The sequence below is a fragment of the Saccharomonospora piscinae genome, from assembly GCF_005862235.1.
Lineage (GTDB): Bacteria > Actinomycetota > Actinomycetes > Mycobacteriales > Pseudonocardiaceae > Saccharomonospora > Saccharomonospora piscinae.
Window position 1 is genome coordinate 843,605 of record NZ_VCEK01000001.1, and the last position, 23,594, is coordinate 867,198.

The window sequence follows — 23,594 nt, forward strand, 5'->3', positions numbered from 1 at the left end:
CGCGAACTGCGGACACGGCTACGCAGCTTGCGGACACGGCTACGTGGGCTGCGGACACGGTGACAGACTGAGGCTCATGAGCGGGACTGTGGACACGGTGGTGGTGCTGGGCGGGCGCAGCGAGATCGGGCTGGCCGTGGCGCGGCGGCTGGCACGGCAGGGCGCGCGGTCCTTCGTGCTCGCCGCGCGGCGCTGCGGCGACCTCGACGCCGAGGAACGCGCGCTGCGCGACGCGGGCGCGCGGTCGGTGGCGCGGGTGGAGTTCGACGCCGACGACCTCGGCTCCCACGAGCGCGTGCTGGGTGACATCGTCGACGGGCACGGCCCGGTGGACGTCGTGGTGACGGCCTTCGGGGTACTCGGCGACCAGGCCAGGGCCGAGCGGGACGCCGCGCACGCGGTCTCGATCGTGCATACCGACTACACCGCCCACGTCAGCGTGCTCACCCACGTCGCGAACCGGTTGCGGGCGCAGGGACACGGGAGGCTCGTGGTCTTCTCGTCGGTGGCGGGCGTGCGCGTCCGCCGCGCCAACTACGTCTACGGCTCGGCCAAGGCCGGGCTCGACGGGTTCGCCTCCGGCCTCGCCGACGCACTGCACGGCAGCGGTGTCCACCTGCTGCTGGTGCGTCCCGGATTCGTGGTCGGAAGGATGACCCGCGGCATGACACCCGCCCCGTTCTCCAGCACACCGGAGCAGGTCGCCGACGCCACCGTGCGCGGCCTGCGCGCGGGCCGGCACACGGTGTGGGTGCCGACGGTGCTGCGCCCGGTCTTCGCCGGGCTGCGCCTGCTGCCCCGCCCACTCTGGCGGCGGCTGCCCCGCTGAACGCGGGTCAGTCGCGCGGCATGAGCAGCTCGGCCGCGCGGCGGCGCGGGCTGCGGGGCACGGCACCCGCCGGCCTGCCGACCCGCATGAGCAGCTGCGGATACCCGGGCAGGGACAGCCGCTCGCCGAAGCGGCTGCGCGCCTCCGTGAGGTGCAGCGGGTGCGTCTGCACGGCCGCGACGAGGCCGCGTTCGACCGCCGCGAGCCACAGCCGCTGCATGGCCATGCCGGTGCGCACGTGCGCGTCCCTGCCGTCGGTGTCGCTGGCGAAGACGAACACGGTCTCCCCGTGCAGCCGCTCGGTCAGCGTCACGCGGTCGGGCAGCGCGGTGCCGGCCCGCACCAGCCCAGCCCACGGCAGGGTGGAGGTCGGCGTCGCACTGCCCGCCACCCCGGCACCGTGGGGGCGGGAGCGCTCGTCGCGGATCGTCCAGATGGCCAGCTCCCGCTGGTAGCCCTGGTCGTTTCGCAGGACCATGCCCGCGTACTCCAGCAGTTCCGCGAGCGCGCCGACCTCACCGGCACCGTGCAGCGCGCGCACCCGCACGTCGGCGGCGTCGGTCCGGTCAGCCTCGGCCACCAGCCGGGTCACGTCCTCGCCTCGCGGCACCGGGCCGGCGAACGGCCGGCGGTAGCTGTGCCTGCGCGAGATGGCCGAGTAGCGCCGTAGCTCGGCTTCGGTCGGTTCCGCACGCTCCGCGACGCCCACCGTCGCCACGAGCGAGCCGCCCGGCCCGTCGGGCAGCAGCCGCACGGCGGGGCGCTTGCCGAGCACCCGCATGCCCAGTTCGAGGTTCGTCACGGCCGCACCGCAGGAGATCGAGCGGTCCCGCCCGCGCGGATCGTGGTAGGGCAGCGCCAAGTCGGCGCGTTCGAAGATCCGTGCCTCGCCGTCGGGCAGTTCGAGCCGCCACGGCTGGATGTTGTGCACCGAGGGCGCACGAACGACCGCCCTGGCGAGCACGTCGGTCTCCCCCACCGACCATTCGCGCTGCGTCATGGTGTCCACGATTCCTGACGTCGGGGTCCGGTGTCTCGGTGCCGAAGTCCCCGGCGCCCGGGGCCGAACGGCCTGGTACAGCTACCCACGTCACCCGTGTGGTGGACCAGGGCCGAAAGTCCCCGCCCCGGGCGGGTTCCGTATCCGGTGGCCGCCGGTTCCCGGAGTTATGCTGGCCGCGATGACGATTCGCGTGTTCCTCGTCGATGACCACGAGATCGTGCGGCGCGGCCTGGCCGACCTGCTGGACGGCGAGTCGGACATGCGGATCGTCGGTGAGGCCGCCTCGGTCGGCGAGGCGCTGACGCGCATTCCCGGCGCGGAGGCCGACGTGGCGGTGCTGGACGTGCGGCTTCCCGACGGCAACGGCGTGGAACTGTGCCGCGAGCTGCTGTCCACGGTCGAGGGCCTGCGGTGTCTGATGCTGACCTCGTACGCCGACGACGAGGCCCTGTTCAACGCGATCATGGCGGGGGCGTCGGGTTTCGTGCTCAAGCAGGTGCTGGGGTCGGATCTGGTGTCGGCGGTGCGCACGGTCGGTTCCGGTGGGTCGCTGCTCGACAGCAAGACGACGTCGGCGCTCATGAACCGCATCCGCAGGGAACGGGCCGACGCCGACCCGGTCGCGGAACTGTCCGAGCAGGAACGCGCCGTGTTCGAACTCATCGGCGAAGGGCTCACCAACCGCGAGATCGCCGCACGCCTCTACCTGGCCGAGAAGACCGTGAAGAACTACGTGTCGCGCCTGCTGGGCAAGCTGGGCATGCAGCGGCGGACCCAGGCGGCCGTGCTCGCGACGGAGCTGCGCAAGCAGGGACCGCCGACGCCGCCCGATCCGCCGAGCCCGTGATCGCAGGGCTCACAACGGGGCACGCCACACCACGCGGGTGCCTCCGCCGGGCTCGTCGCCGACGGTGAAGTCGCCGCCGCAGTGCCGGGCACGGCGCCTGAGGTTGTCGAGCCCGCTGCGGCGTGCCTGTTCGGGGATGCCCACGCCGTTGTCGGCCACTTCGATGAGCAGGCCCTGCTGGTCCACCTCCACCACGATGCGGATGGCGTCGGCCCCGGAGTGGCGCAGCGCGTTGCTCAGCGCCTCCCGCACCACGGCCTCCGCGTGCTCGCCCACCCGGTCCGGCACCAGCGTGTCCACCGCGCCCGAGAGCCGCATGGTCGGGGCCACCGCGGTCTCCGAGGTCAGCTCCTCCACGATGTCCAGCAGCCGCCTGCGCAGACTGCCCCGGCCGGGAGCGCCGGAGGTGTGCAGGTCGAAGATCGAGGTGCGGATCTCGCGCACGGTGCTGTCGAGTTGTTCCACGGCCTGCTCCACCCGCAGCCGCGCGTGGGGGTCGTCGATCCGGCGCAGGGTGCCCTGCAGGCTCATCCCGGTGGCGAACAACCGCTGGATCACGTGATCGTGCAGGTCCTGGGCGATCCGGTCCCGCTCGGCGAGCAGGTCGAGCAGCCGGCGGCTGCGCTGCTGGTCGGCGAACTCCAGTGCCACGGCGGCCTGATCGGCCAGCGAGGTCAGCATCGGCAGCTGGTCGGAGGAGAACGCCGCTGAACCCTTGGCGCGCGCGGTGATCAGCACGCCTCCCGCGCCCGCGGCACCGGTCAGCGGCACCACCGCGCCGGGCCCGAACCCCGCCGAAGCGACCCCGGGTTCCTCCGGCAGCGCCGCGACCAGGTCGGCGCACAGGCGCGGACGACCGCCGCGCATGGCTTCCGCCACGGCGGAGTCACCGCGCGTGTCCACGGCGAGTTCGGACAGCGACGCGGTACGGCGCCCGGTGGCCACGCTGACCGAGACGGCGTCGGAGGTCTCGTCGGTCGCCAGCAGGATGAAGGCGTCCTCGGCGTCGGCCAGCTCGCACACCCGGCGCACGACGAGTTCGAGCGTGGCCTCCACGGAGGCGCCGCCCAGGAGTTCGCCGTTGATCTCGGCGACCGCGCCCAGCCAGCGTTCGCGTCTGCGGGACTCCTCGAACAGGCGCGCGTTGTCCACGGCCACACCCGCCGCGGCGGCCAGCGCCTGCAACACCACCTCGTCGTCGGCGGTGAACTCAGCGCCCCCTCGCTTCTCGGTGAGGTAGAGGTTGCCGAAGACTTTGTCGCGCACCCGCACCGGCACACCCAGGAAGCTGTGCATCGGCGGGTGGTTGCGGGGAAAGCCGACCGAGGCGGGATGCTGAGCCAGGTCCGCCAGCCGCACCGGGCGCGGGTCCTCGATCAGCAGACCGAGCAGCCCCCTGCCTTCCGGCAGGTGCGCCATCTTGGCCCTGGTCTCGTCGTCGATGCCGGAGTAGACGAACTCGGCGAGTCCGTGCTCGTCCTCGTCGAGCACGCCGAGCGCGCCGTAGCGCGCGTCGACGAGTTCCGTGGCGGACTCCACGATGCGCTGGAGTGTCGAGTCCACCTCCAACCCCGACGCGACGGCCAGCACCGCGTCCAGCAACCCCTGGAGCCGGTCGCGTGTCCGCACGATCTCGCCGATGCGCTCCTGCACCTCGTGCAGCAACTCGTCCAGGCGCAGTCCGGTGAGGGCGCTGGTCCCGAACCGGGCGTCGTCACGTCGCCCGTTCGCAGGCTGCTCGGCTGCCATCGGCGTCTCCGATCGGGGCTGTGCTTCGCGAGCGTATTCCCTGCACAGCGGGGTCTCAAGCCTCCGTTGTGGAGGGTGATCGGCCGAGCACGAGCAGCAACTGCGGGCTGCCGTCGACCCGCGCGTGCCGAACCATCCGCTGCCGGAACTCCCGGGTCTCGAACGGCTCGATCACGGTGGCGGCGGTCAGCCCGAGCGCGGTGGCCGAGAGCCAGGCGCGTTGGAGCGCGACCCCGGCCACGAGCTGTCCCCGCCGCCCGTCGGTCGCGGTGACCACGAGCAGTCCCGGGTCCATCCCCCGCTTGCGGTGGGCAGCCACGACCGCGGGGACCGGCACCACCTGGGCGTCGGCGACCGCGCCGGCGCGCACGACGGCGTCCCGCACGGCCGGTGGGAGCGCCTCGGGGTCGCCGGGGTCAAGGGTCCGGTGGTGCCTGCGCTGCTCGAACACCGCACGGTAGCGCCCGACGTCGGCGGGCGAGGGCCGGTGCCGCCGGTTGGCCACCACGGTCGCGACCAGTTCGGCGCGGTCGGGATCACCGAACAACACCGTCTCGGGAGCCCAGCCGAGAACACGCACGGCGCTCGTGACGACCGCGAGCGCGCAGCCGGTGGCGATGACGCCGTTGCGGTCGGCACCGGCGTGCCCCCGCAGCGCGGGCGGCAGGTTCTCGGCGATCTCGACGCGGTGGCCGTGGACACGCACGTTCCACGGTTCCGCCAGCCCGCACCGGTGGGCATGCAGCACGGCCCTGGACAGCACACCTTTCTCCTGCTCGGACCACGTGTGGCCCGCGCGCGAGAGCACGGGCGGGCCGACCGTCATGGTCGCTCCCCCGTCCCGGGCCGGGTGACGACCTCGTCCAGCGCGCGTCGCGGGGTCGGTGTCCCGGGATGGCCGTGGCCGAGCCGCCACGCGGTCTGCGGGAAGTCCCGTCCGCCCAGCAACGACCGGAGCTCGGCGCGCACGCGCGGAACCTCGACGGGCTGCGCCAAAAACGACGCCGACAACCCGGCCGCCGTGGCCGTGAGCAGGACCCGTTGCAGCGCCTGCCCGGCCCGCAGCGCGTCCCGGCGCGTGTCGCCGGGGGTCGTGAGCACGGCGACCAGCGGGGTGCGCTCGTACTCCCGGGCGACCGTGGCGTCCGTGGCGTCCGTGGCGTCCGCGCCCCGGAAGTCGCGCAGCGACAGCGCGGGCTCGGACGAGGGCCGGGGGCCGCCCGCGGCGGCGGGAATCCCGTCACCACGATCGCCGCGCCCGGTCCACTCCGCCAGTTCGGCGACGAACGCGGGATCGTGCCGCTGCACGTGTTCGGCGCGGCGCAGCAGCGCGGCGAAGGTGTCGAACTGCCCGGGCCCGTCGAGCAGGTGCAGCCGGGCACCCTCGTCGGCCGCGGCGCGTACCAGGACGTGCCGGGCCGCGGCCGGCACGGCCTCGCCGGTGAACGGCCTGCGATGGGTGTGCCGGGCGGCGATGACGCCGGCCAGCCGCCGGTCCTGCGCCGACGGGGTGCGTCCCGCGCCGAGCCGCAGCGTGGCCAGCAGGAGTGGCTCGCGGCGGTCGGGCAGCAGGGTGGTCGCGCAGGCGGTTCCTTCCGCCGCCAGCGCGAGCCGGATGTTGAGCACCGCCGCGCCGCAGGACAGTACCGCCTCCCTGCCGTCCGGATCGCACACGCGCAGCACCCTGGACTCGTCGAGCCGGACGTCGATCTCGCCGTCGCGGGTGGCGAACAGCCAGGGCTGGGTGTTGTGCGGGGACGGTGCCCTGGTGCCCGCACGCAGTGCCTCGGCCACGGCGGCACCGGACACGGCGGTCTCGGTCATGCCGCCGATCCTCGTCCGCCGCCCGCGCCCGGCACAGCGGCGCTGGGCCTGCCCGGGCAGGGTCTTTGGTCCCCGGGACCTCCGACTCTCGCCGGGCACGCCGCCGAGGGGCAGGCTCGCACCCATGCCCGCCCACCACGGCACCGACCCGGAAGCCGGAACGATCGTCGTGGGTGTCGACGGCTCCCCGGCGGCCCGGCAGGCACTGCGCTGGGCGTGCGCGGAGGCGGAGTTGACGGGTGGGCAGGTGCTGGCGGTCTCGGTGCGGGACGAGCCCGCCCCGCTGCCCGGCTCCGAGTTCGCGTTGCGGCAGCGCGGTGCGTGGCGCGACGACGGCTCCGTGCGCGCGGCACTGCACCGGGACGTCAGCCTGGTGGCTACCTCGGCCTCGGTGGGGGAACTGGTCGTCACCGGCGAGCCCGCGGAGGAACTGCTGGCCGCGGCGACCAGGGCCGATCTGCTGGTCCTCGGCACGCAGGGCCAGCGCGGGCTCAGCGCGGTTCCGCTCGGCGGAGTCACCCTCGAATGCGTGCGGCGTGCGGTGTGCCCGCTGGTGCTGGTGCCCGCCGCCCCCGCGCGCTGACAACTCCGGCGGCTCAGTCCTCGGTCCGGTGGCGCACGGTCGCGCGCACCACCCCGGGGACCGACTCGGCCAGTACCGTGGCCACGTGCCGGTCGGTGGCGTCGTCGTGGTCGTCGAGGATCGTGACCGTGCCGCCGGAGACGTTCACGCTCCAGCGGTCCGGGCCTCCGTAGATCATCAGCCGCCGCCGCACGTCCCTCGCGATGTCGGCGTCCTCGCGCGACAACGCCCGCACCACGTCGTGCCGGGTCACGATGCCGGCGAGCCGGTCCCCGGCCAGCACCGGCATCACCCGGTGGTGGCCGTCCAGCAGGGCCGCCACGAGGTCGGCGACGTCGGTGCCCTGGTCGGTGCAGGCGGGCGCGACGGCCATCACCTCCCCCACCTCGCCAGGCGGCGGCTCCGTCGCCGTCGTGCGGTAGCGCGGGTCGCGGGGCACGCGGCCCGCCATGACGTCGGCCTCCGTCACGATGCCGATGACCCGGTCCGAGTCGTCCACCACCGGCAACGCGGTGAACCCGTGCTCGGCCAGCAGCCGGGCGGCACGTTTCACCGGGTCGCCGGGGCTCACCGTGACGACCGGGCTGCTCATGATGTCCTTCGCCCGCATCGAGACCTCAGTCCTGCCCCGCCGACCGTCGCACGACCGCCACCGGACACGGCGCGTGCGCGATCAGCGCCTGACTCGTCGAACCCAGCAACATGCCCCGGAACCCGCTCCGCCCCCGGCTGCCGACGACCACCAGCCGGGCACGGTCGGCGTGCTCCAGCAGCGTGCGCACCGGGCGTCCGCGTACCACCACCGGTTCCACCGCGACGCTGGGATAGGCACCCCGCCACGGAGCCACCTGCTCGGCCAGCGCGGCCCGCTCGTCGGCCTCGATCCGCTCGGGGTCCACCGTGAGCGGGTAGCGCGGGACCGCGTCGAGCACGATCCCGCTCCACGTTCGCACCACCACGAGCGGCGCTCCCCGCAGCTCAGCCTCGGCGAACGCGAACGCCAGCGCGGCCGTGCTGGGCTCCGACCCGTCCACCCCGGCCACGACGGCACCCTGCGACGGCGGCTCGCCGCCGGGGCGCAGCCGGTCGCGCCCGCGCACCACCACGACCGGCGAGTGCCCGTGCGCGGCCAGCGCCACCGCGACCGAACCCACGAGCATGCCCGTGAACCCGCCCAGCCCGCGCGATCCCAGCACCACCAGCTCGGCCCGGTGGGACTCCGCCAGCAGCACCGGGACGGCCTCGCCCTCGGCGAGCTCGGTCTCGACGGCCACCTCGGGCGCCGCCGTCTCCGCCGCCGTCCTCGCCTCCTCCAGCCATCGCGCACCCTGGTCGCGCATGCCTTCCCGCAGCTGGGGAAACGTCGCCGCGAAATCGGGATAGCCGTGTACCGGGACCAGATAGGCATGCACCAGTCGCAGCGTCGCGCCCCGGTGTTCCGCGTCGGTCGCGGCCCAGCGGACGGCGTTCACGGCCGCCGGTGACCCGTCCACCGCCGCGACGACGGTGCTCATGGCCCCGTCCTCTCCGCGCGGCGGGCGGCGTGTCCCGCCGTACCCGCGCGGGTCCCCTGGGGCACGACCAGCAGCGGGCACGGCGCGGAGTGCGCCAGCGCGTGGCTCGTCGAGCCTGACATCCTGCCGCCGAGCTCGCCGTGCCCGGTGGTGCCGACCACGAGAAGCTGGGCTGTCCCGGCGTGCCGCAGCAACGCGGCCTCCGGCCCGTCGCGGGCCACGACCCGCTCCACGTCCACCTCGGGGTACCACTCGCGCAGGCCGGCCAGGCGTTCCGCGAGGGTCACCGCGTCAGCGGTCTCGTCCTCACCCCACGGGTGCCGGTCCTTCCGGTGTCCCTTGCCCCGCGGCCCCGCATCCACCGCGTGGACGGCGACCAGCGGGGCGGCCCGCACGGCGGCCTCCTCGAACGCGACCGCCACCGCGTCGGCACTCGGTGGCGAGCCGTCGACCCCGACCACGACGGCCCCGTCGCGCGGCGGCGTCTCGGAGTCACCCGGCCAGCGCACGAGCGCAAGGGGACAGGCGGCGTGTGCCAGCAGAGCCGCGGTCACCGTGCCGAGCCTGCCGCGCCGCCGCTGCCCCTCGGCGGCGCCGACGGCGACGACGAAGGCCGCCCGCGCCCGCTCGGTGAGCACCGGGGCCGCCGTTCCGACGGCCAGTTCGGTGCCGATCTCCGGAACCCGCGACGGCGGCGTCACCCGCTCGGCGACGGCACCGGCCTCGGCCAGCCACGCCCGGCCGCGCTCCTCCAGCTCCACGAAATGGCCAGGCGACAACCCGATGCCCGAACCGTACGGTGTCGGCGGCGCGATGGCACTGACCAGCCGCAACGGCCGGTGCCTGCGCGCGGCGGTCACGGCGCCCCAGGCCACCGCGCGAAGGGCGTCGGCCGAGCCGTCCACCCCCACGACGACCTCGGCGGCGCCCGCGTCCAGGCCCATCGACCGCTCCCTCCAGCCCGTGTTTCAGACCAGCGTGGCCGGGTCGGCCGGGCGGCGACAGGAGTCGAAAGCCCCTGCCGGGCGGGCACTGTGCCCGCCACGGCCGACACCGGCATCGGTGTCCTTCGGCCCTGCCGACGGCGGCGGTGCCTGGCGACCATCGACCTGTGACGCTCGTGCTGGGCATCAACGGGTTCGGCCGCCTCGGCCGGGTGCTGTTGCGGTGCGTGCTGTCGCGTTCCCCGGACCGCGACCCGATCGAGGTGGTGGCCGTCAACGACCCCGCCGACGCCGATTCGCTGGCCTACCTGCTGGAGTACGACTCCACCTACGGCGGGCTGGCGCAGCCGGTGCGGGTGCGCGGGCGCACGCTGTGTGTGGGTGACCAGCGCATCCAGCTCACCTCGGCGGCGAACCCGGGCGAGGTGGACTGGCGTCGCGCGGGCGCGGACGTCGTGGTGGAGACGACCGGCCCGGCGTCGGCACGGCGGGACGCCGCCGCACATCTGGCGGCGGGCGCGCGCAAGGTCGTCGTGGCGGCCTACCACCCCCGCGCCGACGCCACGATCGCGGTCGGGATCAACGACGACGACTACGACCCGAGCAGCCACCACGTCGTCTCGGCGGGGTCGGGCACCGCACTGTGCGTGGCGCCCATGCTGCTGGTCCTGCACCGCGGCTTCGGCGTCCGCCACGCGGCCCTGACGTCGATCCACAGCTACACCGGCGATCAGTCGCTCGTGGACCGGCCACACCGCGACCCCCGGCGGGCGCGTTCGGCGGCGGTGAACATCATCCCGACGGCCACCGGTGCCGCCCGTGCGGTGGGAGCCCTGCTGCCCGAGCTGGCCGGGGCCGTCGACGCCGTCGCCGTGCGCGTGCCCGTGGAGGGCGGGTGCCTGGCCGACCTCAGCGTGCTGGTGCGCTCGGCGGTGACGCCGGGTCAGGTCAATCGCGCCTTCGCCGACGCAGCGGCGGCAGGGCTGGCCCCGCTGCTGCGCTACACCGATGCCCCGGTGGTGTCGCGCGACGTCGTGGGCTCCGACGCATCGTGCGTGTTCGACTCCCGCCTGAGCACCACGTGCGCGGAACTCGTCAAGGTCTTCGGGTGGCACGACAACGAATGGGGCTACGCGCACCGGCTGCTCGCCCTCGCCGAACTCGTCAACCCGGGCGGGTGACGATGCGGGCACGCGAGGGCCGAACCGGCGGGCCGAGGCTGCGGCTGCACCCGTCCTCGGCCGTGACCGTGGTGGTGCTGACCTCAACCCTGGCGCTGGGTCTGCTGCCCGTGACCGCCGCCGACCGGGCACCGGCGTGGTACTGGCTCGGCGGGCTGGCGGTCGCGCTCGCCTTCCTCGCGTGCGTGGTGGTCCACGAGGTCGCGCACGTGCTCGCCGCGCGGCGGCACGGGGTCGGCACGGAGCGCATCACGCTGTGGCTGCTCGGCGGAGTGGCGGAGCGGGACTCCGAGGCTCCCGGGCCCCGCGCCGACGCGGTGATCGCCGTGGCCGGTCCCGCCGCGAGCGTCCTGACGGGCGCGGTGTTCTGGGCCGTGGCCCTCGTGGCCCAGCCGATGCTGGCGCCGGTGCCGCTGGCGTCGTTGCTCTGGCTCGGCACCGCGAACCTGCTGCTCGCGCTCGTCGCGTTGCTGCCGGGCTCGCCCCTGGACGGCGGGCGGCTCGTGCGCGCACTGGTCTGGGCCCGCACCGGCGACCGGGCCAGGGGCGAGCGCGTGGCGCGGCGCTGCGGTCGGGTCATCGGAGTGCTGCTGCTGGCGGGCGGCGCGGTGGAGGTGATCCTGTTCGGACAGTTCGTCGGGATCTGGCTGTCGGTGCTCGGTTGGCTCGTCCTGGGCACGCGCACCCTGCCCGCACCCGGGCGGGAGCGGGTGGCGGCCGGAGGTCCCCCTCCCACGGGACGTTCGGCCGCGGTCGGCGGGCCCGGACCGGCCTAGTGTCGCGGGAGAAGCCCGCGCGGCGGGGCCGACCGACACCGGGAGCAGGCCGATGACCGATCCCTACAGCGGCAACACGCCCATCGTGGTCGGAGTGGACGACACCGAGTCCGCGATGCGGGCCGTGCGCTGGGGCGCACTCACGGCGGCGCGGCACAGGGCACCGCTGCACCTGGTCCACGCCTCCGGCTTCAGCGATCCGTACATCTTCGGTTTCACCGTCCCGCCGCCCGAGGCGTTCAAGGAGGAGCTGCGCCAGCGCCAGCAGCAGGCACTGCGCACGGCGGAGCGGATCGCGACCGAACTGGCGGCACCCCACGTCGAGGCGCGTTTCGAGATCGAGTCGGCGATCCCGACCCTGCTGAACCTGTCCCACTCGGCGCGCATGGTGGTGGTCGGCTCCTCCGGCCGCACCGGCCTGGCCGGACTGGTGGTCGGCTCGACCACACTCGCGCTGGTGAGCCACGCCCACAGCCCCGTCGTGTCGGTGCGGGGCGACTATCCCGAGGCCGTGGCCCAGGACACGCGCCCGGTCGTGGTCGGCGTGGACGGCAGCGAGCTGAGCGTACGGGCCGTGGGGTTCGCGTTCGAGGAGGCGGCGTTTCGCGAGGTGCCGCTGCTCGCCGTCCACACCTGGAGCGATACGAGCACCGCCGTGTTCGACGAACAGCGGCTGTACTACGACTGGGAACCGGTGCGCGACTACGAGTCACGGCTGCTCTCCGAACGGCTGGCCGGATGGCAGGAGCACTACCCCGACGTCGTCGTGGAACGCGAGGTGGTCAAGGACCGGCCCCGGCACGAATTGCTGGAACGCAGCCGGTCGGCGCAGCTCGTCGTGGTCGGCAGCCACGGCAGGGGCGGATTCCGGGGCATGCTGCTGGGCTCCACGAGTCAGGCACTCATCCACCACGCCGGATGCCCCGTCATGATCGTGCGACCCGAACGGCACCACGGCCATTCCCACGGCCGTGGTGAGTGATTCCGCTCAGCGCGGCACCAGCAGCACCCACACCGGACCGTCGGGCAGCGGCAGCGGGTCACCCTGCCGCGTCGTGAACCGCGTGCCGTCGGCCGCGTCCGGGCGGGACCACGTGCCCTCGAAACGGTTCCCGTCACGCAGCACGGTCACCGGTCCGGTGCCGGTGCTGCGCACCACCGGCGACACCGTGCCCGCCGCGTCCCGCACCCCGGCGCCCTCGACCAGATCGACCCGCTGCACGACCACCGTCGCGGGCGCCACGGGCCCGGAGCCCGCCGATTCCAGCGGCGTGCCGTCCAGTTCGGCCAGCCAGCCCCGCCGCTGCGGCGACCACGTGAACAGGTACTCGTCGCGGGCGAAGTCCACGGGGTACTCCGTGACCGGGGTGCCGCCCTCCGGGGCCGCACCGCGCGGGAGCACCCGGTCGGGACCCGGCCCGCTGCCGCCCGGCAGCAGCGGGAGCCTGCCGTAGAGGTTGTGCGGCACCGGGCGCGCCGGGTCACGGAAGAACGCTTCGGTGTGGTCGCGCTGCCGGACGAGCACGGCCGTGGCCCCGTCCAGCGCCGGTTCGATCTCGGGAGCGGCACCGGAGAACACGAGCGCGGGCCGCCCGTACTGGGCGAGCAGTTCGACGTCGGTCTCCCGCGCGCTGCGCACCGGTCCGGCGACGTCCGGAACCCGCGACGAGTACACGGCCGCGAGCCGGGTGAACCCGCCCTCCACGGGCTCGACGTAGACGACGTCGGCGGCGTCGAGCCCGGTCTGCGGGCGGGCCACCGCCACATTGTCGATCTTCACGACGGTGACGGGGACGGGTCGTGGCTGCGCGGGAGGCGCGGGAGGCGCGGCCTGCTGGGTGCCGGGCCGCGACGGCTCGGCGGCGCCGTCGGGGGAATCGGATCCGGGATCGGCCACGAGCACCCACGTCGTGAGGGCCAGCACGGCGACCAGCACCACCGCCAGTGCCACCCACCACGGCCGCCGGAGTCGCTGGGTCACGCGGATCTCCCTTCCCCCGCGGAGGGTTCGAGCACCGCGGCCCCCACGACACAACCCTCGGCCAGTTCCACCAGCGCGCGGTCGGCCGAGGCCAGCGGGTACGACGTGGTGGCGACCCGCAGCCGGTGCTGTGCGGCGAACCGCAGGAACTCCCCGGCATCGTCGCGGGTGTTGGCGGTGACGCTGCGCAGCTGCCGCTCCTGGAACAGGTGCCTCCGGTAGTGCAGGGGCGGGATGTCGGTCAGGTGGATGCCGGCGACGGCGAGCGTGCCGCCCCGGTCGAGCGCGGCGAGCGCGGTCGGCACGAGGTCACCGGCCGGGGCGAACAGCACCGCCGCGTCCAGCGGCTCCGGCGGCGGGTCGGCCGGGCCCTGCGCCGAACTCGCCCCCAGCTCCCGCGCGAGCCGCCGCGCCCCCACGCCGCGCGTCATGACGTGGACCGTGGCGCCCTCGGCCAGCGCGACCTGCGTGGCCAGGTGGGCGCTGCCGCCGAATCCGTACACCCCGAGCCGCCCGCCGAAGGGCAGCTCCGCGCGGCGCAGGGCCCGGTAACCGATGATCCCGGCGCACAGCAGCGGCGCGAGTTCGGCATCGGAGTAGCCCTCCGGCAGCGAGAGTGCGTAGTCGGCGGGAACGGTGGCGTACTCGGCGTAGCCGCCGTCGGCGTCCCAGCCCGTGTAGCGCGAATCGGGGCACAGGTTCTCCGCACCGCGCAGGCAGTGCCGACAGCGGCCGCAGGTGTGCCGCAGCCAGGCGATGCCGGCCCGGTCCCCCGGCGCGAACCCCGCCGCCCGCGCCTCGGCCACCTCGCCCACCACCTCGTGACCCGGCACCACCGCGGGCCGGTGGACCGGCAGGTCGCCCTCGGCCACGTGCAGATCGGTGCGGCACACCCCGCACGCCAGGACGCGCACCAGCAGCTCGCCCGGCGCGGGCACCGGAACCGGCTCGTCGTGCGACGTCAGCGGCCCCGCGGTCACCGGCCCCGGTCGCGTCACGCGCCACGCGCGCATGGCACCTCCGATCACCCCTTTCGTCCAGCGTGCTCCGGCCCCGCGCGAGCCCGAAGGGACTTAGGTCCCTCGCGCCCGTGTGCGGACGGCTCTCGCCCCGAAACCACCTTTCCGAGTGCGATGAAGGCAGGGCACAACGACGAAAGGAGTCCGCCATGAGCCAGCCCGAGCGGGCCCACCCGAGGTCTCTCATTCCCGACTTCCGCGACCTGCTGGAGATGTTTCCCACGATGGGCGGCCTGCGGCCCTCGCTCGACCTGCACGGCATCAGGGTCGAGGACCGGACCGAAGGCAACCGGTACGTGCTGCGGGCGGAACTACCCGGCATCGACGCCGACAACGACCTGAGCATCACCGTCCACAACGGCCTGCTGACCATCGAGGCACAGCGGTCGGAGGAACGGGCCGAGGGTGGCAGGTCGGAGTTTCGCTACGGCTCGTTCGCGCGCACGGTGGCACTGCCCACCGGGGCGAAGGAGGACGGCATCGAGGCGTCCTACGACGACGGCATCCTCACGGTGACCGTCGAGCTGAGCACACCGGAGGAGAACGTCAAGCAGATCCCCGTCCGGCACGACTGAACTTCGGCGGCCCGCGACGCGCGGCTACCCGGTGGTGGCCCCGGCGTCGTGGGCGGGCCATTCCTCGGCGTCGGCCGGGCCCGCCGAGGGCGGAGGCACCACCACGACCGGCACGGTGGCGTGCTTGACGCAGGCGCTGCTGACCGATCCCAGCAGCGCGCGACGCACCCACGACTCGGCGCGACGTGCCACGACCAGCATGGCGGCGCCCCGGGCCTCCTCCAGCAGCCCCGCGGCAGGCGCACCCTCCAGGACCACGGGAACGATCTCCGGCACCCGCGCACGCCCGCGACTCACCTCGGCGATCGTGCCGGCGAGTTCACGGGCATGCCGCTGCCGGATTTCCTCAGCGGGAAGCCACGGCGGTTCGCTGGTCACGTCCACCGACCACACCACCACCGCACGGACGGCACAACCCCGCAGCAGCGCCTCGTCCATGGCCCACTCCAGCGCCCGCCGAGCGGCGGGTGAGGTGTCCACGCCCACCACGATGGGTCTCGTCGCGTCCCGTGCCATGCGTCCTCCGGTTTCCGTGGCGTGATCCACCCCGGCGCTTTTCCCGTTCGGCGGTGCCCGAAACCCTCGGGTTCCCCTCGTTCGGCCGTGTCCGGCGTCCCGAACCCGGTGGGATCATCGGCCGGCGGTCCCGGTGACACGGGGCTCGCCCGCATGATCGACACTGGATGCGACGAGCCGAGGGCAGCTGGGGGTGGCAGGGATGTCGGTGCCGGGACCGGTCCGCCGTGACGTTCCACCGCGGCCGGTGGCGGCCGGGCTGGCACTCGCCGCCATCGCGCTGACCGTGACCGGCGCCTGGTGGCACACGGGCAGCGCACTGCTCGCCGTCGAGTTCCCTCCCGGTGACGCGACAGCGGCGGCCGAGACGGCCGCGGTGAGCTCGGCCGCGGCCTGGGGGTTCGCACTGGCCGCCTGTTACGGCGTGGGCCTCTACCTCGGCATGGCCGCGGCGGGCTGGGCGTGGCGCACCGCGCCCGCGCGGGCCGCCGTCCGCTTCGGGCTCACCGCGACGGTCGTCGCGGTCACCACCCACGTGCTCGAATGCGTCGTCCTGCTGGTCGCGGGCGGCGCCGTCACCCCGGGCGGTGCGCTGTCGCACACCGTCATCACGCTCGCCGTGCTCAAGTACGCCGCGCTCGTTCCCGCCGCACTGATCGCCGTGACGGGTGCGACCGTTTTAGTGTGGCGGTGTGCGGCCCATTCGCCCCGTGTGCTGGAGCGGCGGGCCGATCAGGTACTCGACACGGTGCCGCCCCGCCCGGTCGAGCCGGACGACCCGGCCATGCCCACCGACGCCGACTCCCGCGCCCCGCGCTGGCGGCAGGCGTACACGGTCCCGGACGTCCGGCCCTCGGTGGTCAGCGAACGCTGGCGGCGCGGGGAGCACACGACTGGCTTCTGCCTGTCGGGCGGGGGAATCCGCGCCGCGAGTGTCGCGCTCGGCGCGTTGCGCTCCCTGCGGGCCGAGCTGCTCGACGCGCGCTACCTCGTGTCGGTCTCCGGCGGCGGCTACACCGCGGGGGCGTTCCAGCAGGCGCTCACCGGAGCCGGACCTCCGCCCACCACGGGCACGCCGCTGCGCGACGCGGAGTCGGTGTTCACCGACGGCACCGCCGAGCTGAACCACATCCGCCGTCACTCCAGCTACCTCGCCGACACCCCGGGCGAGATCCTCGCCGCGCTGGGCCGCGTGGCGCGCGGTCTCGTGCTGTCCCTGATCGTCCTGTTCGGACCGGCGCTGGTGCTGGGAGTGGCCGCGGGCCTGCTCTACGAGCGGGTTCCGCTCACGACGCTGACCTCCGATCCGCTCGCCTACCCCACACCCCGGCTGGGAGCGGCCATCGCCGTGGCGGTGCTCGCCGCCGCCGCGTTCCTCGTCGGCATCCTGACCCAGCACGAACGCGGCAGGCGCGGCGCGGCGGCGCGGCTGGCCACCGACTTCGCCGTGCTGGCGTGGACGGTGGCCGGGGTCGCGGTGGTCGTACCCTCGCTGGCCTGGGCGGCGTCCTGGCTGCTCGCGCACACCGGACGGGCCGTCGACGTGGGCGCCTCCGTCGGCGCGGTCGTGCTCACCTACCTCAGCGCGGTGTCCGCGATGGCGTGGCGACACCGCACGACTCTGCGCTCCCGGTTCCGCCGGCGGCGGACGACGGGTCCGTCCCGGGCACCGGCCGTGCCCGACGGCCTGCTCCGCCGCCTGCTCGTCATCCTCACCACCGGGCTGCTGGCACTGCTGTGGCTGCTGCTGCTCGGCGCGGCCGTCATGACGGAGGGCAACGGGACGGCGCTGGTGAGCGCCCTGCTCACGCTGGCGGTGGTAGTGCTGCTCGGCGGCGTCTTCGACGTGACGTCGCTGAGCCTGCATCCGTTCTACCGCGAGCGGCTGGCGAGGGCCTTCGCGGTCCGCGCCGTGCGCCGCGGCGGCGACGGTCAGGTGGTGGCGGTGCCGTACGACCCGGCCGAGGCCACCACGCTCTCGGCCTACGGCGTCGCGGCCGAGGGAGTGCGCTTTCCCGAGGTCGTCTTCGCCGCCGCCGCGAACCTCACCGGCGAGCACCGCACGCCGCCGGGACTGACAGCCGTGTCGTTCACCCTGGGCGCGAAGTGGACCGGCGGTCCCGACGTGGGCTGGGTCCGCACGGACGATTTGGAGCGCACGACCTCGGAGCGGCTCCGCCGCGACCTCACCGTCCAGGGCGCCGTGGCGCTCAGCGGCGCCGCGTTCGCCTCGTCGATGGGACGCATGAGCCGCTGGTTCCAGGTCCTGTTCGCCGTCTCGGGGGCCCGGCTCGGCGCGTGGCTGCCCAACCCCGGCTTCGTGCGGCAGGCCAGGCAGGCGGCCAGGGAGGGCGACTGGGCCTACCCGTGGCTGCCGAGCGTGCGCAGGCTGCCCTACCTGGTCAGGGAGGTCTTCGGCAGCCATCCCCACCACGACCGGCTGCTGCACGTCAGCGACGGCGGGCACTACGACAATCTCGGGCTCGTCGAGCTGTTCCGGCGCCGCTGCACCCGCATCTACTGCATCGACGCCAGCAACGACTCGCCGCCGTCGGCCCGGACGCTCGCACAGGCGCTCGAACTCGCCCGGCAGGAGCTGGGCGTGCGGGTCGAGCTGCACGACCCGTGGTGCGTGGACGCGGGCTCGGCGCGCTCCGAGCAGCCGGATCATCCCCTCGCCGACCGACTGGCCGTCTCACCCGTGCTCACCGGCACCGTGTACTACCCCCCGGAAAGCGGGCTGGACGACGGGGTCACCGGCGAGCTGATCGTGGCGCGCGGTGTGTTGTGGCCGTCCCTGCCGTACTCGTTGCAGTCCTACGCCGTCCACCATCCCGAGTTCCCGACCGACAGCACCGGCGACCAGTGGTTCGACCACGGCGAGTTCGCCGCCTACACGGAACTGGGCTCCCAGCTCGGTCTGGCCGTGCGGCGCCGGACCGCGCGCTCCTGAGCACGCCCGATGGTCAACTCCTCGCGCCGCGCACGGTAGGGTGTCCACGGCTGGTCGCTCGCTCGGTCACGGCGTGTGACGCCTCACGGCCTCGGGACTCGACGCCGGGTGCGCGGATGCGGCAGGATACTGGACTCGCCGACCAGCCGGCACCTGATGGGAAGCGACCGGGAAGGATTGCTCGTGGGTTCCCAGACCTCGCAGCTAGACGACCTCCGTCTCGTCGCGCTGCCGAGTGCCATCAAGTGCGCCGAGCTGTTCGTGCGCTTCTCGCTCACCGAGTGGTCGCTGGCCGGCCTCTTCGACGAGGCGGCTGGCGTGGCGCGCGGGCTGGTCGACGCGGTGGTGCAGCGCACGGACGAGAAGGCTCCCGGATTCGTGACCATCCGGCTGCGACTGTCGGGCAACTGCCTCGTCGTCGAGGTGGAGGACGACCAGCTCGCGCACATCCACGACGACGCGCCCGTGCTGGAGGGCTATCCGACCGGGGCGGTTCCGCTCGACGGCAGGGGCAAGCTCGTGTGGTGCGAGATCCCGCTGCCGGGCGGCGTCTCCGCCGCGCAGGTGCGGCTGCCCCGGCGAGACGAGCGCCGGACGCAGAACGTGCCCGAGCCCGCCAACGGCGAGAAGGCGGGCCCGGACCCCAGCGTCGTCGACCGCATCCTGGTGGGCCTCCAGAAGCGCGAGTGGTAACCCCACACCCGTGTCCGCAGCCTGCGTAGCCGTGTCCGCAGCCTGTGTAGCCGTGTCCGCAGCTCGCGTAGTCGTGTCCGCAGCTCGCGTAGCCGTGTCCGCAGCTCGCGACGGCTGAGCGGGGTCGCCGCACAGGGGCGAGGATGGGGTCATGACGTTCGACTCGCTGACCCGGTGGCGCCCCGCCACCGGAGCCACCACGCTCACACTGGGCACTCGGTCGACGACGCTGCTCGACCGCGCCCGCGTCTATGCCTGCGGCATCACGCCCTACCACGTGACCCACCTCGGGCACGCCGCGACGTTCGTGTGGGTCGACACGCTGCGCCGTGTGCTCAGGGTGCTCGGAGTGGAGCCCGTCGTGTGCCGCAACGTCACCGACATCGACGACGTCCTCGACGACGCCGCCCAGCGGGCGGGAGTCCGGTACGACCACTTCGCGGCGTTCCAGGAGTTCAGTTTCGACGAGGACATGGCGGCGCTGCGCGTGCCCGTCCCCGACCACGAGCCGAGGGCACACCGCTACGTCGACGCCGTGGTGCGCCTCGCCGGTGCCCTCGCGGCATCCGGCGCCGCGTACGTGCGGGACGGCGGTGTCTACTTCCGGGGCAGGCACGTGGTGGCGCGGTCCGGACTCCACGAGGACGCCGCCTTGGACCTGGCCCGCGAGTACGGCGGCAGGCCCGACGACCCGGCCAAGGACGACCCCTTCGACGTCGCTGTGTGGCAGCCCGCCGAGCCGGAGCACCCCGCGTGGGACTCGCCGTGGGGCTCCGGCAGGCCCGGCTGGCACGCGGAGTGCGTCGCCATGTCGATCTCCACGTTCGGGCCGTCACTGGACATCCACGCGGGCGGCGAGGATTTGCGCTTTCCCCACCACGCCTACCACGCGGCGATGGCGGAGGCGTTCACCGACGTCATCCCGTACGCGCGGTCCTGGCTGCACGTCGGCACCGTGAGCGTCGACGGCACCAAGATGGCGGCCTCGGCGGGAAACCTGGTGCTCGTGCGCGACCTGCTGGAGGCGTACCCGGCGACGGTGGTGCGGCTGGCGATCATCGACCGGCCGTGGGCGCGGACGTGGGACTACGCGCCCGGCGTGCTCGACGTGGCCGCCGCCCGGCTGGAGGACCTGCACCAGGCGGCGGGCCGCCGCACCGGCCACACCGACGACTCCGACATCGAGCACCTACGGCACCTGCTGGGCCGCGATCTCGACGTGCCGGCCGCGCTCGACGTGGCCATCGAGCGCGGCGGCGCGGCGGCTCGCCTGCTGACGGCGGCGCTGGGACTGTCCTGACCGCTCAGTTCCCTGCCGGGGCGTCGGGAATGCCGTCCTCCGGTGGCGGCGCCTGGTCGCTCTCCTGCTCGGTGATCTCGGCGTCGCCGTTGTCGGTGAGCAGCACCGGGGTCAGTGGTTCCGTGGCCTCCCCCACGATCTCGGCGACCCGCACTCCCGACACTCCGGCGTGGGAGTCCGGTGAGTACCGGAACGGCGACAGCGTCGGCCCGGCGAACTCGCCGCCGGAGCTTTCCAGGGTCTCCACCAGGCCCTCCCGCGTGGGCTCGGGTCCGGTGGCCTGCAACGTCTGCACGAACGTGTACGCCTGGGCCATGCCGTAGATGCGGTAGTTGGTCAGCGGCTCGTCACCGCCGTGCTCCTCCCACACCCGTTGCCACAGCTCGACCCACGGGTCGCCGGAATCCTCGACCCCGGAGAGGTACTCGGTCGTGAGCGCCCCCTCCAGCGAGCTGGCGTCCTCCACGGCGCCCTCCGAGAACCGCGACAGCAGCGATCCCACGAGCGCGGAGTCGGAACCCACGTTGCTGTACACCCACTGGGGGTCGTAGTCCAGCCGTTGCGCCGACAGCTGGCTCAGCGCCGTGAACGACGGCACGGTGAAGCCGACCACGACGTCCGCGCCCGCGTCCTTCAGCGCACTCACCTGTGGCGTGACGTCGTTGGTGGTGGGGGCATAGCGCTGTGCGGACACGATCTGCGAGTCGACGTAGGCGCGCACCCCCTTCTCGCCGTCCTCACCGAAGTCGTCGTCCTGCAGCAGCAGTCCGATCTTGGCGTCGGAGTGGTGCTCGGCGAGGTACTGGCCGAGGATCTTGCCCTCGATCTCGTAGTCCGACTGCCACCCGAACGTCATCGGGTAGGTGTCGGGCTGGTCCCACAGCAGCGATCCCGAGGACACGAACAGGTCCGGAACCTCGTTGTCGTGCAGGAAGTCGAGCACCGCGCCGTGGGTGGGCGTGCCGAGTCCCCCGACCATCGCGAAGATCTCGTCACGCAACACCAGCTCGTTGGTGACCTGGCTCGTGTTGGTCGGGTTGTAGGCGTCGTCCCGGTAGACGTACTCGATCGTGCGGCCGTGGACGCCGCCGTTCGCGTTGACGTAGTCGTAGTACGCCTTCGCCCCGGTGGGGATCTCGCTGTAGCCGGGGGCGGCCACCCCGGTGAGCGGGAAGTGCGCCCCGATCGTGATCGTGTCGTCCGTGACGCCGGTCTCCGCACCGCCCGAGTCCCCGTCCGGTCTGCCACCGGCACCGCAGGCCGACAGCACCAGCGGCACCGTCAGCGCGGCCACGCCGACGCGGGCGGCCGACCGCGGCCACGGGGTGCCACCCCGTCCTCTCCGTGTCCTCATGCCTTGCTCCCTTCGTTGCGTACCCGGTTCCACAGGCGGCGACCGAGTCCGACCACGCCCGACGGGGCGGTGAGCATCGCGGCCACCAGCACGATCCCGTACACCAGCGGCGCCAGCTGCGCGGCGCGCACCGCGGTCAGTCCCAGCTCGGTCCCCAGGTCGGTGACCGCGGGCGGCAGGAAGACGAGCAGCGCGGCACCGAGCACGGCACCGGTCAGGCTGCCGAGTCCGCCGACCACCACGGCGGTGAGCAACGACAGCGACAGCACGATCGTGAACCCGCTCGGTGCGGTCAGCCGCACGACCATCGCCAGCACCGACCCGGCCAGCCCCGCGCAGGCGGCGCTCACCACGAACGCCAGCACCCGTGCCCTGCCGAGGTGGATTCCGGCGAGCGTGGCCGCGACCTCGTCGTCGCGCACGGCGCGCCACACGCGCCCGTACCGGCTCGTCATGAGGTTCGCGAGCAGCAAGAAGACCAGCAGCACCGTGCCCCACGCCAGGTAGGCGAGGAACTTCTGCTGGCCCAGCTCCTGCCCGGTGAGGAAGTACAGCGCGTCGTCGAACCACTGTGCGGGCGTGGGTGTGGCGACCGGCAGCCCCTGCTCACCGCCGAGCAGGCCGTCGAAGTGCACCGCGAGGCCCGGCAGGCCGACGGCGAGCGCGAGGGTGGCACCGGCCAGGTACGGCCCGTGCAGCCGCGCGGCGGCGGCACCGACGATCACTCCGACACCCGCGGTCACGGCGGCGGCCGCGAGCATCGCCACGCCGAACGGCAGGGTCCCGCCGTCGAGCAGCAGCGCGGTGGTGTAGGCGCCGACGGCCATCAGCGCGCCGTGCCCCAGCGAGATCTGCCCGTTCAGTCCGGTGAGGACGGTGAGACCGGCCGCCGCGATGGCGTAGTAGGCCATCGCCGCGAGCTGTGCGTGCCGGAAGTCCGAGACGATCTCGGCCACCAGCACCACCGCCACCAGGCCGAGCCCGGTGAACAGCAGGTGCCGCGCGGGCGGCGAGGAGGGCAGGAACCGGCGCACGCCGGTCGTCGCCTGGCTCATTCAGACCTTCCTCTCGGTGGTGCGGCCGAACAGTCCCTGGGGGCGTGCCAGCAGCACCAGCACGAGGATGGCGAGCGCGGCGAGCGCCACGAGTTCGCTGCCCAGGTATCCGGACACGTAGGACAGGGCGAGCCCGACGAGCAGGCCGCCGGTGACGGCGCCGCCGGGACTGTCGAGCCCGCCGAGCACCGCCGCCACGAAACCGAACACGATCACCGGTTCCATGTAGGCGGGATGGATGAGGCTGCCGCCCGCGATCAGCAGTCCGGCGAGCGAGCCGACGACCGCGGCCAGCGCCCACCCGAGCGTCAGCATGCGCCCGACCCGGATTCCCAGCAGCCGCGACACCTCCTGTTGCAGAGCCGACGCACGCATGCGCAGCCCGAGATCGGTGAGGCGGAACAGCGCCACCAGAGCGAGCATCACCGCCAGGACCGCGAGGATGACGAACGCGTTGAACGGCGTGAACGCCACGGTCGCTCCACCGATCGTGAACCCGGTGAGCGCGAAGGGCGCGGGAAACGACTCGTACGACGAGCCGAACAGGATCGCGGCCAGCGCCTGCAACGCGACGAACAGACCGAGCGTCACGATCACGGCGTTCAGTTCGGGCCCGCCTTCCACTGGCCGGATCACCAGGCGTTCCACCAGCGCGCCGAGCGCGAAGCCCGCGACGAGCGCGACGGCGAAGCCGACCCAGTACGGCTGCCCGCTCTCGATGAGTACGAGCGCGACGTAGGTCGTCAGCATCGCCATGGCGCCCTGGGCGAAGTTCACGATCCGGGTCGAGCGCCAGATCAGGACCAGCGCCAGCGCGAACGCCGCGTAGATCGCGCCCTGGCTGATGCCGTTGAGGGTGAGGTCGACGAATCGCTGCATGGAGGACGTCCCGTGGATC

23 protein-coding genes are annotated in these 23,594 nt (G+C 73.8%); 10 read left to right on the plus strand and 13 right to left on the minus strand.

Annotation, left to right across the window (positions count from 1 at the left end; all coding sequences use genetic code 11):
* Nucleotides 1-76 precede the first annotated feature (76 nt).
* Entirely contained in the window at nucleotides 77-829 is a 753-nt protein-coding gene (gene dprE2, locus FFT09_RS04085) for a decaprenylphospho-beta-D-erythro-pentofuranosid-2-ulose 2-reductase (protein WP_138381861.1), read from the plus strand.
* Nucleotides 830-836: 7 nt separating this feature from the next.
* On the opposite strand, the gene FFT09_RS04090 is transcribed toward dprE2, so the two are convergent.
* Entirely contained in the window at nucleotides 837-1,829 is a 993-nt protein-coding gene (locus tag FFT09_RS04090) for an Acg family FMN-binding oxidoreductase (RefSeq protein WP_138381862.1), read from the minus strand.
* 181 nt (nucleotides 1,830-2,010) lie between these two features.
* On the opposite strand from FFT09_RS04090, the gene FFT09_RS04095 reads away from it, so the two are divergent.
* On the plus strand, nucleotides 2,011-2,679 hold the full coding sequence (locus tag FFT09_RS04095; RefSeq protein ID WP_081191027.1) for a response regulator: 669 nt from the start codon (nucleotides 2,011-2,013) through the stop codon (nucleotides 2,677-2,679).
* 9 nt (nucleotides 2,680-2,688) lie between these two features.
* Here the strand turns inward: FFT09_RS04095 and FFT09_RS04100 are convergent, their stop codons facing one another.
* The 3 genes from FFT09_RS04100 to FFT09_RS04110 are packed head-to-tail and all read right to left on the minus strand — an operon-like array spanning nucleotide 2,689 to nucleotide 6,252.
* A complete protein-coding gene (locus FFT09_RS04100; RefSeq protein WP_138381863.1) occupies nucleotides 2,689-4,428 on the minus strand; it encodes a sensor histidine kinase in 1,740 nt (579 codons plus the stop codon).
* Nucleotides 4,429-4,483: 55 nt separating this feature from the next.
* The gene (locus FFT09_RS04105) at nucleotides 4,484-5,254 is read right to left on the minus strand and encodes a hypothetical protein (protein ID WP_081190796.1); all 771 of its coding nucleotides are present in this window, start codon (nucleotides 5,252-5,254) and stop codon (nucleotides 4,484-4,486) included.
* Nucleotides 5,251-6,252: an Acg family FMN-binding oxidoreductase gene (locus FFT09_RS04110; RefSeq protein ID WP_138381864.1), complete on the minus strand. Its 1,002-nt coding sequence runs from the start codon at nucleotides 6,250-6,252 to the stop codon at nucleotides 5,251-5,253. Before FFT09_RS04110 ends, FFT09_RS04105 begins: the two co-directional genes overlap by 4 nt.
* Here FFT09_RS04110 and FFT09_RS04115 point away from each other — a divergent pair.
* On the plus strand, nucleotides 6,197-6,835 hold the full coding sequence (locus FFT09_RS04115) for a universal stress protein (protein ID WP_244231204.1): 639 nt from the start codon (nucleotides 6,197-6,199) through the stop codon (nucleotides 6,833-6,835). The genes FFT09_RS04110 and FFT09_RS04115 overlap by 56 nt on opposite strands.
* Nucleotides 6,836-6,848: 13 nt before the next feature.
* Here the strand turns inward: FFT09_RS04115 and FFT09_RS04120 are convergent, their stop codons facing one another.
* From FFT09_RS04120 to FFT09_RS04130, 3 genes are read right to left on the minus strand one after another with little or no spacing between them, the layout of a single operon-like run.
* A complete protein-coding gene (locus tag FFT09_RS04120; RefSeq protein ID WP_138381865.1) occupies nucleotides 6,849-7,445 on the minus strand; it encodes a CBS domain-containing protein in 597 nt (198 codons plus the stop codon).
* Between the two features lie 7 nt (nucleotides 7,446-7,452).
* Nucleotides 7,453-8,349, minus strand: a complete 897-nt coding sequence (locus FFT09_RS04125) for a universal stress protein (RefSeq protein ID WP_138381866.1) — start codon at nucleotides 8,347-8,349, stop codon at nucleotides 7,453-7,455.
* Entirely contained in the window at nucleotides 8,346-9,293 is a 948-nt protein-coding gene (locus FFT09_RS04130; RefSeq protein ID WP_138381867.1) for a universal stress protein, read from the minus strand. The genes FFT09_RS04125 and FFT09_RS04130 overlap by 4 nt, the downstream gene beginning before the upstream one ends.
* 167 nt (nucleotides 9,294-9,460) lie before the next feature.
* On the opposite strand from FFT09_RS04130, the gene FFT09_RS04135 reads away from it, so the two are divergent.
* Genes FFT09_RS04135 through FFT09_RS04145 form a run of 3 tightly spaced genes read left to right on the plus strand, consistent with a single transcriptional unit; the run spans nucleotide 9,461 to nucleotide 12,232 of the window.
* Nucleotides 9,461-10,474, plus strand: coding sequence for a type I glyceraldehyde-3-phosphate dehydrogenase (locus tag FFT09_RS04135; RefSeq protein WP_138381868.1), 1,014 nt, complete (start codon nucleotides 9,461-9,463; stop codon nucleotides 10,472-10,474).
* Between the two features lie 2 nt (nucleotides 10,475-10,476).
* Nucleotides 10,477-11,250 (plus strand): site-2 protease family protein, encoded by a 774-nt coding sequence (locus FFT09_RS04140; protein ID WP_244231205.1) that lies wholly within the window; start codon nucleotides 10,477-10,479, stop codon nucleotides 11,248-11,250.
* Between the two features lie 52 nt (nucleotides 11,251-11,302).
* Nucleotides 11,303-12,232 carry a universal stress protein gene (locus tag FFT09_RS04145; RefSeq protein ID WP_138381869.1) on the plus strand — a complete coding sequence of 310 codons (930 nt, stop codon included), beginning with the start codon at nucleotides 11,303-11,305 and terminating at the stop codon, nucleotides 12,230-12,232.
* Between the two features lie 6 nt (nucleotides 12,233-12,238).
* On the opposite strand, the gene FFT09_RS04150 is transcribed toward FFT09_RS04145, so the two are convergent.
* Together FFT09_RS04150 and FFT09_RS04155 are read right to left on the minus strand one after the other, a co-directional pair.
* Nucleotides 12,239-13,231 (minus strand): DUF3048 domain-containing protein, encoded by a 993-nt coding sequence (locus FFT09_RS04150; RefSeq protein ID WP_244231206.1) that lies wholly within the window; start codon nucleotides 13,229-13,231, stop codon nucleotides 12,239-12,241.
* Nucleotides 13,228-14,244, minus strand: a complete 1,017-nt coding sequence (locus FFT09_RS04155; RefSeq protein WP_138381870.1) for a zinc-binding alcohol dehydrogenase family protein — start codon at nucleotides 14,242-14,244, stop codon at nucleotides 13,228-13,230. Before FFT09_RS04155 ends, FFT09_RS04150 begins: the two co-directional genes overlap by 4 nt.
* A gap of 155 nt (nucleotides 14,245-14,399) precedes the next feature.
* Between FFT09_RS04155 and FFT09_RS04160 the strand changes: the two genes are divergently transcribed.
* Entirely contained in the window at nucleotides 14,400-14,825 is a 426-nt protein-coding gene (locus tag FFT09_RS04160) for an Hsp20/alpha crystallin family protein (RefSeq protein WP_024874419.1), read from the plus strand.
* Nucleotides 14,826-14,849: 24 nt separating this feature from the next.
* Here FFT09_RS04160 and FFT09_RS04165 read toward each other — a convergent pair whose 3' ends face one another.
* Nucleotides 14,850-15,341 (minus strand): universal stress protein, encoded by a 492-nt coding sequence (locus FFT09_RS04165; protein WP_138381871.1) that lies wholly within the window; start codon nucleotides 15,339-15,341, stop codon nucleotides 14,850-14,852.
* Between the two features lie 202 nt (nucleotides 15,342-15,543).
* Here FFT09_RS04165 and FFT09_RS04170 point away from each other — a divergent pair, with 202 nt between their 5' ends.
* From FFT09_RS04170 to FFT09_RS04180, 3 genes are all read left to right on the plus strand, one after another.
* Entirely contained in the window at nucleotides 15,544-18,294 is a 2,751-nt protein-coding gene (locus FFT09_RS04170) for a patatin-like phospholipase family protein (protein ID WP_244231207.1), read from the plus strand.
* Nucleotides 18,295-18,477: 183 nt separating this feature from the next.
* Nucleotides 18,478-18,987, plus strand: coding sequence for a hypothetical protein (locus tag FFT09_RS04175; protein WP_024874421.1), 510 nt, complete (start codon nucleotides 18,478-18,480; stop codon nucleotides 18,985-18,987).
* 151 nt (nucleotides 18,988-19,138) lie between these two features.
* Nucleotides 19,139-20,287: a cysteine--tRNA ligase gene (locus FFT09_RS04180; protein WP_138381872.1), complete on the plus strand. Its 1,149-nt coding sequence runs from the start codon at nucleotides 19,139-19,141 to the stop codon at nucleotides 20,285-20,287.
* A 4-nt stretch (nucleotides 20,288-20,291) separates the two neighbouring features.
* Here the strand turns inward: FFT09_RS04180 and FFT09_RS04185 are convergent, their stop codons facing one another.
* The 3 genes from FFT09_RS04185 to FFT09_RS04195 are packed head-to-tail and all read right to left on the minus strand — an operon-like array spanning nucleotide 20,292 to nucleotide 23,575.
* Nucleotides 20,292-21,641, minus strand: coding sequence for an ABC transporter substrate-binding protein (locus tag FFT09_RS04185; protein WP_081190806.1), 1,350 nt, complete (start codon nucleotides 21,639-21,641; stop codon nucleotides 20,292-20,294).
* A complete protein-coding gene (locus FFT09_RS04190) occupies nucleotides 21,638-22,696 on the minus strand; it encodes a branched-chain amino acid ABC transporter permease (RefSeq protein WP_138381873.1) in 1,059 nt (352 codons plus the stop codon). Before FFT09_RS04190 ends, FFT09_RS04185 begins: the two co-directional genes overlap by 4 nt.
* The gene (locus FFT09_RS04195; protein ID WP_024874425.1) at nucleotides 22,697-23,575 is read right to left on the minus strand and encodes a branched-chain amino acid ABC transporter permease; all 879 of its coding nucleotides are present in this window, start codon (nucleotides 23,573-23,575) and stop codon (nucleotides 22,697-22,699) included.
* Between the last annotated feature and the right edge of the window lie 19 nt (nucleotides 23,576-23,594).

What these genes read in the sequence shown, in the direction of transcription:
- dprE2 (WP_138381861.1), top strand. Translation starts at nt 77, where the DNA reads ATGAGCGGGACTGTGGACACGGTGGTGGTGCTGGGCGGGCGCAGCGAG.
- FFT09_RS04090 (WP_138381862.1), bottom strand. Translation starts at nt 1,829, where the DNA reads ATGACGCAGCGCGAATGGTCGGTGGGGGAGACCGACGTGCTCGCCAGG.
- FFT09_RS04095 (WP_081191027.1), top strand. Translation starts at nt 2,011, where the DNA reads ATGACGATTCGCGTGTTCCTCGTCGATGACCACGAGATCGTGCGGCGC.
- FFT09_RS04100 (WP_138381863.1), bottom strand. Translation starts at nt 4,428, where the DNA reads ATGGCAGCCGAGCAGCCTGCGAACGGGCGACGTGACGACGCCCGGTTC.
- FFT09_RS04105 (WP_081190796.1), bottom strand. Translation starts at nt 5,254, where the DNA reads ATGACGGTCGGCCCGCCCGTGCTCTCGCGCGCGGGCCACACGTGGTCC.
- FFT09_RS04110 (WP_138381864.1), bottom strand. Translation starts at nt 6,252, where the DNA reads ATGACCGAGACCGCCGTGTCCGGTGCCGCCGTGGCCGAGGCACTGCGT.
- FFT09_RS04120 (WP_138381865.1), bottom strand. Translation starts at nt 7,445, where the DNA reads ATGCGGGCGAAGGACATCATGAGCAGCCCGGTCGTCACGGTGAGCCCC.
- FFT09_RS04125 (WP_138381866.1), bottom strand. Translation starts at nt 8,349, where the DNA reads ATGAGCACCGTCGTCGCGGCGGTGGACGGGTCACCGGCGGCCGTGAAC.
- FFT09_RS04130 (WP_138381867.1), bottom strand. Translation starts at nt 9,293, where the DNA reads ATGGGCCTGGACGCGGGCGCCGCCGAGGTCGTCGTGGGGGTGGACGGC.
- FFT09_RS04140 (WP_244231205.1), top strand. Translation starts at nt 10,477, where the DNA reads ATGCGGGCACGCGAGGGCCGAACCGGCGGGCCGAGGCTGCGGCTGCAC.
- FFT09_RS04145 (WP_138381869.1), top strand. Translation starts at nt 11,303, where the DNA reads ATGACCGATCCCTACAGCGGCAACACGCCCATCGTGGTCGGAGTGGAC.
- FFT09_RS04155 (WP_138381870.1), bottom strand. Translation starts at nt 14,244, where the DNA reads ATGCGCGCGTGGCGCGTGACGCGACCGGGGCCGGTGACCGCGGGGCCG.
- FFT09_RS04160 (WP_024874419.1), top strand. Translation starts at nt 14,400, where the DNA reads ATGAGCCAGCCCGAGCGGGCCCACCCGAGGTCTCTCATTCCCGACTTC.
- FFT09_RS04165 (WP_138381871.1), bottom strand. Translation starts at nt 15,341, where the DNA reads ATGGCACGGGACGCGACGAGACCCATCGTGGTGGGCGTGGACACCTCA.
- FFT09_RS04170 (WP_244231207.1), top strand. Translation starts at nt 15,544, where the DNA reads ATGTCGGTGCCGGGACCGGTCCGCCGTGACGTTCCACCGCGGCCGGTG.
- FFT09_RS04180 (WP_138381872.1), top strand. Translation starts at nt 19,139, where the DNA reads ATGACGTTCGACTCGCTGACCCGGTGGCGCCCCGCCACCGGAGCCACC.
- FFT09_RS04185 (WP_081190806.1), bottom strand. Translation starts at nt 21,641, where the DNA reads ATGAGGACACGGAGAGGACGGGGTGGCACCCCGTGGCCGCGGTCGGCC.
- FFT09_RS04190 (WP_138381873.1), bottom strand. Translation starts at nt 22,696, where the DNA reads ATGAGCCAGGCGACGACCGGCGTGCGCCGGTTCCTGCCCTCCTCGCCG.
- FFT09_RS04195 (WP_024874425.1), bottom strand. Translation starts at nt 23,575, where the DNA reads ATGCAGCGATTCGTCGACCTCACCCTCAACGGCATCAGCCAGGGCGCG.